The following is a 12,968-nucleotide window of genomic DNA, read 5'->3' on the forward strand; positions in this document are numbered from 1 at the left end:
GAGTTAAGCGGGCACGCCGAGAAGATCAAGGAGCCTCTGCATCTGGCGCCGCGATTTCAACTGCAGAACCGGCACATGCGGGCCGTGCTGGGCAAGGCCTGCGACGATACGCGGCGAGAATTTGTCCTCGAAGGTCCAGATGAATTCGAGGAACTGCCAATCGACCTTCTCGATGCAGCCCGGCGCCATTTCCGGGCGGGCGCGGCCGAGATATTTCAGCCAGCGGGTGACGACGCCCCAGACACAGAGAAGCCGCGGCATCCGCACCCAGACCACGATATCGCTTCTCGGCACGCGGACATCGAAGGTCGAAGGATTGGTGCCATCCATGATCCAGCGATCGTCGGCGATCCTCTCGACGATGCGTCGGCGCTGTTCGGCCCGATCGCGTTGGACCCAGCCAGGCAACCACAGAATATCGCGATCAATGGAGATGTAGGTAAGGTCGAAATGCCGAGCCAGCTTCTGCGAAAGCGTCGACTTGCCACCACCGGAGCATCCGACCACGAGGATACGCCTGGCATTGCGGATATGACCGGCAGCAACGGCATCGTCGACGTCGTTCACGTTCCCAGGCGCTACTGGCTGATCCATCGACAAACTCCGCCAAACAATCCCGGTCTAGGGTCGGTTGGAAAATGATCGTTGTCACGATCGAAACCTGACGATCGATCAGATGATCGGCACCCGGCATAGGCTCTTCAAAAGAAAAGCGGCGTCTTGGTTCGACAAATATCGAACCATCAGCATTCCAATCAAGGAAGAGAGAACAGCCGATACGCGATCGGCCAAAAATTCGCAAGTTTCGCGCGCAATCGGGAAATTATGCACATCGCCCGAGATGAGTAACCGTCAAACGAAAACTCCGGCACTGGGGCCGGAGTTCCTGTTGTTTCGAAGTGCCTCGGTTCTACCCGGCAGCAGCCGCCAACTTCTTTTCGCGCGCTGCCCGCAGGCGGGCGAAGTCGTCGCCGGCATGGTGCGACGAGCGGGTCAGCGGGCTCGAGGCGACCATGAGGAAGCCCTTGGTATAGGCGACCGTCTCGTAGGACTTGAATTCCTCCGGGGTGACGAACTTCTCGACCTTGTGGTGCTTGCGGGTCGGCTGCAGGTATTGGCCGATGGTCATGAAATCGACGTCGGCGGTGCGCAGGTCGTCCATCAGCTGCAGCACTTCGTTGCGCTCTTCGCCGAGGCCGACCATGATGCCGGACTTGGTGAACATCGTTGGATCGAGCTCCTTGACGCGCTGAAGCAAGCGGATGGAGTGGAAGTATCGGGCGCCCGGACGGACGGTGAGATAGTTGCCCGGTACGGTTTCCATGTTGTGGTTGAACACATCAGGCTTGGCGGCGACGACGCGCTCCAGTGCGCCAGGCTTCTTCAGGAAGTCGGGCGTCAGGATTTCGATGGTGGTCTGCGGCGAAGCGGCGCGGATCGCCCAGATCACCTTCTCGAAATGTTCGGCGCCACCGTCGGCCAGGTCGTCGCGGTCGACGGAGGTAATGACGACGTGGGAGAGGCCCATCTGCTTGACGGCCTTGGCGACGTTCTCGGGTTCGGCCATGTCGAGCGCATTCGGCTTGCCGGTCGAGACATTGCAGAAAGCGCAGGCGCGGGTACAGATCTCGCCCATGATCATGAAGGTGGCGTGCTTCTTGTCCCAGCACTCGCCGATGTTGGGGCAGCCGGCTTCTTCACAGACCGTGACGAGATTGTGCGAACGCACCAGCTCGCGCGTCTCCTGATAGCCCTTGGAGGTCGGCGCCTTGACGCGGATCCATTCCGGCTTGCGCAGCATTTCGGTATCGGGCTTGTGGGCCTTTTCCGGATGGCGGACGCGTTGCGCCCCTTCAGAGACGGCATCGAATACCGTTACCATACTGTCTTCCTCGTCGCGGCGGCTGCGGCTTGGTGCCGGCAGACCCTTTTTCGATCTATATAGATGGCTCGACGAGAAATGTCAGGCCACCTTTTTCTGGATAGCCCGATCGCTGACGCAGGAAGCGTCGCAGGCTATCGTTTGACAGCGCGGCCGACGGCAATCAGCAGGCAGGCGCCGATAAAGCCGAAGACCAGATAGGCAAGCCAGCCGGAAAAAGCCATGCCGAAGGCTGCCAGAATGATATTCGACACCACCGCGCCGATGATGCCGAGCGCTATGTTCATGAACAGCCCGACATCGCTGTTCATGAACTTCTCCGCAAGCCATCCGGCAAAACCGCCGATGATGATCGCAGCCAGGATGCCGACGCCGTTTACAGCCATGGTGATCTCCGTGCATTGAGGACAAGGTCGCGTCATCAATGCGGGATCGCGCCAAAAGTTCCGGCGACGGCCGGTCCATCAGGCGTTCAGCGCACGCCCATAGGCATCGAGCACGCTTTCCTTCATCGTCTCCGAAATCGTCGGATGCGGGAAGATCGTGTGCATCAGGTCTTCTTCTGTCGTCTCCAGGTTCATCGCGACGACGAAACCCTGGATGAGTTCGGTCACCTCGGCGCCGACCATGTGCGCGCCCAGCAACTCGCCGGTCTTCTTGTCAAAGATGGTCTTGACCATGCCCTGATCTTCGCCAAGGGCAATCGCCTTGCCGTTGGCGACGAAGGGAAAGCGACCGACGCGGATATCGCGGCCCTCGGCCTTTGCCTTGGCTTCGGTGAGACCGACCGAGGCGACCTGCGGGTGGCAATAGGTGCAGCCCGGGATCTTCAGCTTGTCCATCGGGTGGACATTCGGCAAGCCTGCGATCTTCTCCACGCAGATGACGGCCTCGTGCTCGGCCTTGTGGGCGAGCATCGGCGGGCCGGCAACGTCGCCGATCGCGTAGACGCCGGGAACATTGGTCCTGCCGTAGCCATCGATGACGATGCAGCTGCGGTCGGTCTTGATACCAAGCGTTTCGAGACCAAGGTTCTCGATATTGCCCTGAACGCCGACGGCGGAGATCATCCGGTCGGCGGTGATCTTTTCGACCTTGCCGTCCTTCATCTCGACATGGGCGGTGACCGAGTTCGCGCCCTTATCGACCTTCGTCACCTTGGCCTCAAGGTGGATCTTCATGCCCTGCTTTTCGAACTGCTTCTTGGCGATGGCGGAGATCTCGGCGTCTTCGACCGGCATCACGGTCGGCATGACCTCGACCACGGTCACGTCGACACCCATGGTGCGGTAGAACGAAGCGAATTCGATGCCGATCGCGCCCGAGCCCATGACAAGCAGCGACTTCGGCATTTCCTCCGGCTTCATCGCCTCGAAATAGGTCCAGACCAGCTTACCATCGGGCTCGATGCCCGGCAGGGCCCGCGGGCGGGCGCCGGTGGCGATGATGATGTGCTTGGCAGTATAGGTGCCCTCGCCCTTGGTGTTCTTCGGCAGCGGCGCCTGCGGCTGAACGATCGCCTTCGTCGTCTTGCCGACGACGATCTCGCCGGGCTTGGTCAGCTTGGCCTCGCCCCAGATGACGTCAACCTTGTTCTTCTTCATGAGGAAGCCGACGCCGCCGTTCATGCGCTCGGCAATGCCGCGCGAGCGGGCAACGATCGCCTTCAGATCGGGCGTCACCGCACCTTCGATCTTGATGCCGTAGCTGCCCGGATGCTGGGCATAGTGCAGCACTTCGGCCGAGCGAAGCAGCGCCTTGGTCGGAATGCAGCCCCAGTTGGAGCAGATGCCAGCCAAATGCTCGCGCTCGACGACCGCAGTCTTGAGGCCCAACTGCGCCGCACGAATAGCGGCGATATAGCCTCCCGGACCCGAACCGATGACGATGACGTCGTAATTCTCAGCCATGTGTTTCCTGCCTTTGTCTCAAGCGACCTTGCGGGTGAAGAGCACCCAGTCGTGTTTTCTGCTACCTTCGAAGAGCGGCACGGCCTCGGTCCGAGCCGCCTCCTCGAAGCCGTTTGCCCTGTAGAGTGCCTGCGCCCTGTCATTGTGGCTTTCGGTGATCAGGCTCACCGGCGCCGAGCCGGCGCGTGCAATTTCATGTGCAAGCAGTCTGCGTCCGATGCCGCGGCCGCGCCGATGGCGGTAAACGCCGAGGCTATCGATGAACCAGTGGCCGACCACAGGCCGCTGCAGCGCCAGCAGGGGTTCGAGCACAGCATGCTTCGCTTCGATTTCCGCCACCGAAGCGTCGATACCGTAGCCGATCGATACCCCCGCGATTTCATCATCGAGGTCGGCAACGACCGCATCCCGCCAGTTTCCAGGGCCGACATCCTCGCGCAGCTTGTTGCGCCCGCGCTCGAAAGCCGTATCGGTCGCCCCGCCAAGAACCGCGCCAGACCAGAGCCAGGCGGCAAAGCCTTGCGAGGCGATGTCGACGAGAACGGCGAGTTCTGCCGCCTCGTTTCGTTCCGCCGGTCTGATGGTGACGTCGTCCGTCATCTCAGACACCGAGCATCATCCGGACGACCGGCTCGAGGCCCCGGCCGATCGCGTGGGTGTTTTCAGCGTCCAGATGCACGCCATCGAGCGGCGTTGTCCTTGCAACCGATCCCGCATCGAAGAACCCGCAATCGAGTTCGTCTGCAAGGTCGCGGTAGAGCGGCGCCAGCATCGCCGACTGCTCGATGCCGTCGGCGAACATCGCCGCGAACGCACTGTTTGCCGTCTCGCAAAGCTGCGGCGGCGAAACGATCAGGATTTCGGGGCCTTCCGCCGTTTCGACCGGCCAATCGTGACGACGCACGAGATTGACCAGGCGCTCGATACCCTTGACCGCGCCGAAAGCCGTGCCGTGAATGATCGGCTTCATATCGTTGGAGCCGAGCAGAATGACCATCAGATCGAGCGGCGCATGACTGTGAAGGACGGTAGGCAGCATCCGCGCGCCGTTGCGGTCGCAATCGGCGAGGTGATCGTCATAGGCGGTCGTGCGTCCATTCAACCCTTCGGCAACAACATGAACGTCCGGCCCGAGCGCCTTCTGCAGCACGTTCGGCCAACGGTCTGCGAGTGCATGACGGCCCGGGCCGGACGCGTCATAGCCCCATGTCAGACTGTCACCGTAGCAGAGAAGTGTTTTCATCGTCCGGGCCCGCCTTCGGCGTTGCGATCAAGGAACGGACCGGCCCGAGGGCCGGTCCTTGTCCACATCAGACCAGCATGCCCATCGGGTTTTCGATGTAGCGCTTGAAGGCTCCGAGCAGTTCGGCGCCGAGCGCGCCATCGACGCAACGATGGTCGGTCGAAAGCGTGACCGTCATCACAGTGGCGATGACCATCTGCTTGTTCTTGACGACGACGCGTTCCTCGCCCGCACCGACCGCAAGGATCGTGGCGTGCGGCGGGTTGACGACGGCGGCGAAGTCCTTGACGCCCATCATGCCCATGTTGGAGACCGCCGTCGTGCCGCCCTGATATTCCTCGGGCTTCAGCTTGCGGTCCTTGGCGCGCTTGCCGAGGTCCTTCATCTCGTTGGAGATGGCAGACAGGCTCTTCAGCTCCGCCTGGCGAACGATCGGCGTGATCAGGCCGCCCGGGATGGACACGGCGACGCCGACGTCGGCATGCTTGTGCTTGACCATGTTGCTGTCGGTCCAGGACACGTTGGCATCCGGAACGTCACGCAGAGCCAGCGCCAGCGCCTTGATCACCATGTCGTTGACCGAGAGCTTGTAGACCGGCTTGCCGTCCTTTTCCGGAGCGGCAGCATTGAGCTGGGCCCTGAGCGCCAGAAGCGTATCCAGTTCGCAATCGAGCGAGACGTAGAAGTGCGGGATCGTCTGCTTGGATTCGACGAGCCGCTTGGCGATCGTCTTGCGCATGCCGTCATGTGGCACGAGCTCGTAGGAGCCGGGCTCGAACAGTTTGAGTACGGCGTCTTCCGACATGCCCTTGGCAAGCGGCGCGGCAGCGGGAGCTGCAGCACCTGCTGCTGGTGCAGCGGCCGGCTTCGCGCCGCCACCGGCAACAGCAGTCTCGACGTCCTTCTTGATCACGCGGCCATGCGGGCCGGAGCCGGCGATCGCCGAGAGATCGATGCCGGCATCCTTGGCAAGACGACGCGCTAGCGGCGACGAGAACACGCGACTGCCGGATTCCGTCTTGGCCGCCTGCGGCGCTGCCGCCACCGGCTGAGTTGCAGCGGGCGCCGGAGCGCTGGCCGCTGCCGGCGCGGGCGCTTCCTTCGTTTCGGCCGCGACCGGTGCCGCTGCACCGTTGCCGCCCTTGGCGGCCGCGGCGACATCTTCGCCGTCGGCTGCAAGGACCGCAATCAGCGCATTGACCTTGACGCCTTCGGTGCCGGCGGGAACGACGATCTTGGCAACGGTGCCTTCATCGACGGCCTCGACTTCCATCGTCGCCTTGTCCGTCTCGATCTCGGCGATCACGTCGCCGGACTTGACCTTATCGCCTTCCTTGACCAGCCACTTGGCCAGATTGCCTTCTTCCATCGTCGGAGAGAGGGCAGGCATTGTGATGTTGATAGGCATCGAAGGGCCCTCCCCTTATTTGTAGCAAACGGCTTTCACCGCATCGACGACCTCTGCGACGTTCGGAAGCGCGAGCTTCTCGAGGTTCGCGGCGTAAGGCATCGGCACATCCTTGCCGGCGATCGTCAGGATCGGGGCATCGAGATAGTCGAAGGCCTGCTGCATGACGCGGGTCGCAATCTCGGTACCGACGGAAGACTGCGGATAGCCTTCTTCGACTGTCACCAGACGACCGGTCTTCCTGACGGATTCGATCACCGTCGGCAGATCCATCGGACGGATGGTGCGAAGGTCGATCAGCTCGACGTCGATGCCCTGCGCTTCCAGTTCGGCGACCGCCTTGATCGCATAGGTCATGCCGATACCGAAGGAAACGATGGTTGCGTCCTTGCCGACCTTGTGGATACGGGCCTTGCCGATCGGCAGCACGAAATCGTCGAGCTTCGGCACTTCGAAGGACTGACCGTAGAGGATTTCGTTTTCGAGGAAGATGACCGGGTTCGGATCGCGGATGGCCGCCTTCAGCAGGCCCTTCGCATCAGCTGCCGTATAGGGCATGACAACCTTGAGACCTGGAATGTGGCTGTACCAGGCGGCATAGCACTGCGAGTGCTGCGCCGCTACGCGGGCCGCAGCACCGCTCGGGCCACGGAACACGATCGGCGCGCCCATCTGGCCGCCGGACATGTAGAGCGTCTTGGCGGCGGAGTTGATGATCTGGTCAATCGCCTGCATGGCGAAGTTGAAGGTCATGAACTCGACGATCGGGCGCAGGCCGGTCATGGCAGCGCCAACGCCGACGCCGGCAAAGCCGTGTTCGGTGATCGGCGTGTCGATGACACGACGGGCGCCGAATTCCTGAAGCAGGCCTTGCGTGATCTTGTAGGCGCCCTGGTATTCGGCGACTTCTTCGCCCATGACGAAGACGTCGTCGCTGGCGCGCATTTCCTCGGCCATGGCGTCGCGCAGAGCTTCACGCACGGTCATCGTCACCATTTCGGTGCCGGCCGGGATTGCCGGATCGGCGGCAACTTCGACCTTCGGCTGGGCCGCAACCGGTGCCGGCGCCGAAGCTGCGGGTGCTTCGCTGGCGGTGGCAGCCTTGGGCGCATCCACCTTCGGTGCGGCGATATCGCCAGCGCCTTCGCCATCCTGCAGCAGGACTGCGATCGGCGTATTGACCTTGACGCCTTCGGTGCCGGCGGCGATCAGCAGCTTGCCGATCGTGCCTTCATCGACGGCTTCCACTTCCATGGTGGCCTTGTCAGTCTCGATCTCGGCGATGACGTCGCCGGAGGAGACCTTGTCGCCTTCGTTCTTCAGCCATTTCGAGAGCGTGCCTTCCTCCATCGTCGGGGAAAGGGCGGGCATGAGAATTTCTACTGGCATATTTGAGCCTCCCCGGATCAAAGCAGGATATCGGTGTAGAGCTCGGATACATCCGGCTCCGGATCAGCCTGGGCAAAATCGGCGCTGTCGGCGACGATGTCGCGGACGTCCTTGTCGATCTGCTTCAGCTCGTCCTCGCTCGCCCATCCCTTTTCGGTCAGACGTGCCTTCACCTGTTCGATCGGATCGTGTTCCGACCGCATCTTCTGCACTTCATCCTTCGAGCGGTACTTCGCCGGGTCGGACATGGAGTGGCCGCGGTAGCGATAGGTCTGCATTTCGAGAATGATCGGGCCCTTGCCCGAACGGCAATACTCGACAGCCTCGTCGCCCGCCGCCTTGACCGCACGAACATCCATGGCATCGACCTGGAAGCCCGGGATGCCGAAGGAGACACCGCGCTTCGAAAAATCGGTCTGCGCCGATGCGCGGGTGACCGACGTGCCCATGGCGTAGCGGTTGTTCTCGATCACGTAGATCACCGGAAGCTTCCACAGCTGCGCCATGTTGAAGCTTTCATAGACCTGGCCCTGGTTGGCCGCGCCATCCCCAAAATAGGCGACGCTGACATTGTCGTTGCCGCGATAGCGGTTGGCAAAGGCAAGGCCGGTGCCGAGCGACACCTGGGCACCGACGATGCCGTGACCGCCGTAAAAATGCTTTTCCTTGGAGAACATGTGCATCGAGCCGCCCTTCCCCTTGGAAAGACCGCTGCGACGACCCGTGAGTTCGGCCATGACGCCGCGGGCGCTCATGCCGCAGGCCAGCATGTGGCCGTGGTCACGGTAGGCGGTGATGACCTGGTCACCGTCTTTCAGCGCCATCTGCATGCCGACGACGACAGCTTCCTGGCCGATGTAGAGATGACAGAAGCCGCCGATGAAACCCATGCCATAGAGCTGGCCGGCCTTTTCCTCGAAACGCCGGATCAGCAGCATTTCGCGGTAGGCTTTCAGTTCGTCTTCTTTGGTGAATTCGGCGATATTACCGCCGCTCAGGTCCTTCTTGGCCGGCTTTGCTGCGGTCTTACGGCTGGAGACGGACGCGTTTTTTCGCGGAGCCATTCATTCCTCCCAATGGTTAGCCTTTGAGGGTTACCATAGGGAAAGAAAAGCGCCACAGCAATGCCATATTTGCATGGCTCGCATTCCGCGCAAGTTATTGAATTTAAATATGAAATGCCAATTAACCGAATTTCGGTTAATTCGTCATGCGGTGGAAAATGACAATTTCATCGCTGCGCGACATATTGAGCGCGAGGCGAGCCTTCTCATCCAGCATGTCACGCTCCAGCGAACCGTCGCTCATCAGCTGAACCTCCTTTTCGAGGGTCGTTCGCCGCTTTGTGAGCTCGTCCAGCCGTGCCTGCCGCTCAACGATCTGGCGATCGAATTGCTCCGTCGCCTTCAAGCCGTAGCCGCCGTGAATGGAATGATAGCCGAAATAAGACAGAAAGGCGACCGCGATCAGCGGCAGCACCAGTCGGCCCAGTTTCCGTTTCTTATGATGCCTTGTCCACATCCCGTTCACACCCTGATACGCAATACAGGGTGAGACTAACCGGCATTGATTAACCGACCGTTGACCATGAATGGCCGGATAAAGCAAAACCCGCCCACGGCAACCGTGAGCGGGTCAATTTTTTCAGCGATCGATCGAGGCTATCAGCCACGCAGGATCGAGCGGCCGGCGTAGTTGGCCTGCAGGCCGAGCTGCTCTTCGATGCGGATCAGCTGGTTGTACTTTGCGAGCCGGTCGGACCGGGCCAGCGAGCCGGTCTTGATCTGGCCGCAGTTGGTGGCAACGGCGAGGTCGGCGATCGTCGCGTCCTCGGTCTCGCCCGAACGGTGGGACATGACGGCGGTGTAGCGTGCCTTGTGTGCCGTTTCGACAGCGTCAAGTGTTTCCGACAGCGAGCCGATCTGGTTGACCTTAACGAGGATCGAGTTGGCAACACCCATCTTGATGCCATCGCGCAGGCGGGCGGAGTTGGTGACGAACAGGTCGTCGCCGACGAGCTGGCACTTGTTGCCGATGAGGTCAGTCACAGCCTTCCAGCCGTCCCAATCGTCTTCCGCCATACCATCTTCGATCGAGAAGATCGGGTACTTGGCAGCAAGTTCCGCCAGGTATTCGGCCATTGCACCCGGCTCAAGCGTGCGGCCTTCGCCTTCGAGGACGTACTTGCCGTCCTTGAAGAATTCGGTCGCGGCGCAATCGAGTGCGATGAACATGTCTTCGCCCGGCTTGTAGCCAGCCTTCTCGATCGACTTCATGATGAAGTCGAGTGCTGCCGGAGCGGACGCCAGACCCGGCGCGAAGCCGCCTTCGTCGCCGACATTGGTGTTGTGGCCGTCGGCGGAAAGCTGCTTCTTCAGCGTGTGGAACACTTCCGAACCCATGCGGACCGCGTCACGCATCGTATCGGCACCGACCGGAACGATCATGAACTCCTGGAAGTCGATCGGGTTGTCGGCATGAGCACCACCGTTGATGATGTTCATCATCGGAACCGGAAGCACGTGGGCGTTCGGGCCGCCGACGTAACGGTAGAGCGGCAGGCCGGAAGCTTCGGCGGCAGCCTTGGCGACGGCCAGCGACACGCCGAGGATGGCATTGGCACCGAGGCGCGACTTGTTGGCCGTGCCGTCAAGCTCGATCATCGTCTTGTCGATCTGGATTTGGTTTTCCGCATCGAGGCCACCGATCGCCTCGAAGATCTCGCCGTTGACGGCGTCGACGGCGCGCTCGACGCCCTTGCCGAGGTAACGCGTTCCACCATCGCGCAGTTCGACCGCTTCATGCGCACCGGTCGAGGCACCCGACGGCACGGCCGCGCGGCCGAAGCTTCCGTCTTCCAGATAGACGTCGACCTCGACGGTCGGGTTGCCGCGGCTGTCCAGAATTTCTCGGCCGATGATGTCGATGATTGCTGTCATGATCTCTTCCCTGCTTGAGGACGGTGGTGGGTCGGGCCTGTCATAAGCGAAGGCCCGGGATTTTCAATGGCGCGCAAGATGTAAAAACAACCGCGCCACCGGGGTTCATGAAAATTTCACGAGCCTGTCTCAGCCCTTTGCGACGGCGTCGAAGGCCAGCAGCTTTTCGAGCAGCCGCGGCATGTCCTTCAGATGCACCATGTTGGGGCCATCGGAAGGAGCGTTGTCCGGTTCCTCGTGGGTTTCGACGAACAGGCCGGCGATGCCGACAGCGACGGCTGCACGCGACAGCGTTTCAACGAACTCGCGTTGACCGCCGGTCGAACCGCCCTGCCCGCCCGGCTGCTGCACCGAGTGGGTGGCGTCAAAGACGACGGGCGCGCCGAGCGAGGCCATGATCGGCAGCGAGCGCATATCGGAAACCAGCGTGTTGTAGCCGAAGGACGCGCCACGCTCGCACAGAAGAATGTTGGGATTGCCGCTTTCGGTGAATTTGGCGAGCACGTTCTTCATGTCCCAAGGCGCCAGGAACTGGCCCTTCTTGACGTTGATGGTGCGGCCAGTCTTGGCAGCTGCCACCAGAAGGTCGGTCTGGCGCGACAGGAAGGCCGGGATCTGCAGGATGTCGACGGTCTCGGCGACGACGGCGCACTGCTCCTCGGTGTGCACATCGGTCAGGACCGGGAAACCGAACTCCTTCTTGAGATCGGCAAAGATTTCCATCGCCGTGTCGAGGCCGATGCCGCGCTTGCCAGAAAGCGATGTACGGTTGGCCTTGTCGAAGGACGATTTGTAGACCAGGCCGATATCCAGCGACTTGCATAGTTCGGCAAGCTTTCCCGCCATCATGAAGGCGTGCTCGCGGCTTTCCATCTGGCAGGGGCCGGCGATCAGCGACAGGCGCTCCCTCTGCGAGAAGGCGACCTGCTTGGCACCTTCACCGACGACTACTCTGGCATTCGTTTCCATCATCAAGCTCCAAACGCGAAGATCACCCCTTGCCCCGGCATTTCGGGGACAATGAGGCGTCCGCCCATTTCTGAAAATTCGATATCGTTGCGCGCGAAGAGCGCACGCGTCACTTCGAGGTCCGCGACGCGGAAGATCACGGCCCGGCCGCGCAAGCCGCGCTCGGCGCTGCGGACCGAACGGCCGAAGAAAGCCTCCATGCCGGCGGCGCTCAGCACAGAGATCTTGGCGTTCGTCGTCTCGATATCCATGCCGAAGGAGTGAGCCGCGACTTCGCGCTCATCGACCGCCTCTTGCAGCAGGTACTGGAAATCGGTCGGGTTCGTCTCCGAAAGCACGACCTCGGAAATGCCGAGCACGCTGTTGTCGTGCCGCTCGAGCGCGCCACGATCGATTGGAAGCGCGCGCACCCGCTGACAGCTGAACAGGAAGAAATCCGGCGAGCGCAGGTCGGCGGCAAAGGCCAGCCGGAAGGAGCCAAGCCCTTCCCGGCCATCCGGCAGCCGCATGGGCCGCGAGAACTCCAACATCTCGCCGCCCGAGATGCCACGGGCGCGAAACCGCATATGATCCGTCGCAGCGTCTTCAGTGCCGAGCACGATCGCTGACAGACCTTCCGGCCCCTGACGGAATCGGAAAGCCTGGTCGCGGGCGACGAAGGCGTTGCCGTCCAGGGCTGCCATTTCGCATTCTTCGCGCGAAGCGACGGCAAGCGGCTCAAGATAAGTGTTGTCGGAGAAGAAGACGCAGGCGTTTTCGGTGCCGAAGGGATGGCGAGCATCCTCGGCCACCGTGAAACCGAGATCATTGAGGCGACGCCGTGCCTGTTCAAGTGCGTCCACCGGTAGCACGAGATGATCGAGCGGGCGGGTGGTGCGCTTGGAGAGGCTCATGGCGGTTTCCCTGATGGTTTGCCGCTGTTTGCAACTTTTGTCCGGCGATTGCAAGCCGACTGGCGGCCATGGCACCGATTGCCCGTCTGGACCCAAACATCTGCAGAGAACAGAATCCATCCGCGCCGGGCACCGCCCGCCGCAGATTTATGGTTGCCACCAGGTGCCGAACTGCCCGAGCGTCAATAGTATCCCGGCGCCGCGGTGGCGTTGCCCGTATTCGAAGCCCCGAGACCGGGGGCGAATGTTTGCGGCTGCGCGTAGGTCGTATTGCTCGAGGACGTCGTGGCACAGCCCGAAAGCCCTAGCAGGGCGATCGTCAAAGGCACGAACAA

Annotated in this window: 13 protein-coding genes; all 13 read right to left on the reverse strand. The window is 61.7% G+C overall.

What is annotated here, in order from left to right; all coding sequences use genetic code 11:
* Positions 1-3 precede the first annotated feature (3 nt).
* A complete protein-coding gene (locus C6558_RS21780; protein WP_025426773.1) occupies positions 4-594 on the reverse strand; it encodes an ATPase AAA in 591 nt (196 codons plus the stop codon).
* 316 nt (positions 595-910) lie between these two features.
* Positions 911-1,882 (reverse strand): lipoyl synthase, encoded by a 972-nt coding sequence (lipA, locus tag C6558_RS21785; protein WP_025426772.1) that lies wholly within the window; start codon positions 1,880-1,882, stop codon positions 911-913.
* Between the two features lie 134 nt (positions 1,883-2,016).
* A complete protein-coding gene (locus C6558_RS21790; RefSeq protein WP_025426771.1) occupies positions 2,017-2,268 on the reverse strand; it encodes a GlsB/YeaQ/YmgE family stress response membrane protein in 252 nt (83 codons plus the stop codon).
* Between the two features lie 78 nt (positions 2,269-2,346).
* Positions 2,347-3,792 (reverse strand): dihydrolipoyl dehydrogenase, encoded by a 1,446-nt coding sequence (lpdA, locus tag C6558_RS21795; RefSeq protein WP_025426770.1) that lies wholly within the window; start codon positions 3,790-3,792, stop codon positions 2,347-2,349.
* A gap of 18 nt (positions 3,793-3,810) precedes the next feature.
* Positions 3,811-4,392: a GNAT family N-acetyltransferase gene (locus C6558_RS21800; protein ID WP_025426769.1), complete on the reverse strand. Its 582-nt coding sequence runs from the start codon at positions 4,390-4,392 to the stop codon at positions 3,811-3,813.
* A 1-nt stretch (position 4,393) separates the two neighbouring features.
* A complete protein-coding gene (locus C6558_RS21805) occupies positions 4,394-5,035 on the reverse strand; it encodes an SGNH/GDSL hydrolase family protein (RefSeq protein ID WP_025426768.1) in 642 nt (213 codons plus the stop codon).
* A gap of 67 nt (positions 5,036-5,102) precedes the next feature.
* On the reverse strand, positions 5,103-6,443 hold the full coding sequence (locus tag C6558_RS21810; protein ID WP_025426767.1) for a pyruvate dehydrogenase complex dihydrolipoamide acetyltransferase: 1,341 nt from the start codon (positions 6,441-6,443) through the stop codon (positions 5,103-5,105).
* A 15-nt stretch (positions 6,444-6,458) separates the two neighbouring features.
* A complete protein-coding gene (locus C6558_RS21815; RefSeq protein WP_025426766.1) occupies positions 6,459-7,832 on the reverse strand; it encodes a pyruvate dehydrogenase complex E1 component subunit beta in 1,374 nt (457 codons plus the stop codon).
* A 17-nt stretch (positions 7,833-7,849) separates the two neighbouring features.
* The gene (gene pdhA / locus C6558_RS21820; RefSeq protein ID WP_025426765.1) at positions 7,850-8,896 is read right to left on the reverse strand and encodes a pyruvate dehydrogenase (acetyl-transferring) E1 component subunit alpha; all 1,047 of its coding nucleotides are present in this window, start codon (positions 8,894-8,896) and stop codon (positions 7,850-7,852) included.
* A gap of 136 nt (positions 8,897-9,032) precedes the next feature.
* The gene (locus tag C6558_RS21825) at positions 9,033-9,353 is read right to left on the reverse strand and encodes a septum formation initiator family protein (protein ID WP_025426764.1); all 321 of its coding nucleotides are present in this window, start codon (positions 9,351-9,353) and stop codon (positions 9,033-9,035) included.
* Between the two features lie 143 nt (positions 9,354-9,496).
* Positions 9,497-10,771 (reverse strand): phosphopyruvate hydratase, encoded by a 1,275-nt coding sequence (gene eno / locus C6558_RS21830; protein WP_025426763.1) that lies wholly within the window; start codon positions 10,769-10,771, stop codon positions 9,497-9,499.
* A 129-nt stretch (positions 10,772-10,900) separates the two neighbouring features.
* Positions 10,901-11,743: a 3-deoxy-8-phosphooctulonate synthase gene (gene kdsA, locus C6558_RS21835; RefSeq protein ID WP_025426762.1), complete on the reverse strand. Its 843-nt coding sequence runs from the start codon at positions 11,741-11,743 to the stop codon at positions 10,901-10,903.
* Positions 11,743-12,633: a VOC family protein gene (locus tag C6558_RS21840; RefSeq protein ID WP_025426761.1), complete on the reverse strand. Its 891-nt coding sequence runs from the start codon at positions 12,631-12,633 to the stop codon at positions 11,743-11,745. The genes kdsA and C6558_RS21840 overlap by 1 nt, the downstream gene beginning before the upstream one ends.
* Between the last annotated feature and the right edge of the window lie 335 nt (positions 12,634-12,968).

This window comes from Ensifer sp. NM-2, assembly GCF_003024455.1.
GTDB lineage: Bacteria > Pseudomonadota > Alphaproteobacteria > Rhizobiales > Rhizobiaceae > Ensifer > Ensifer canadensis.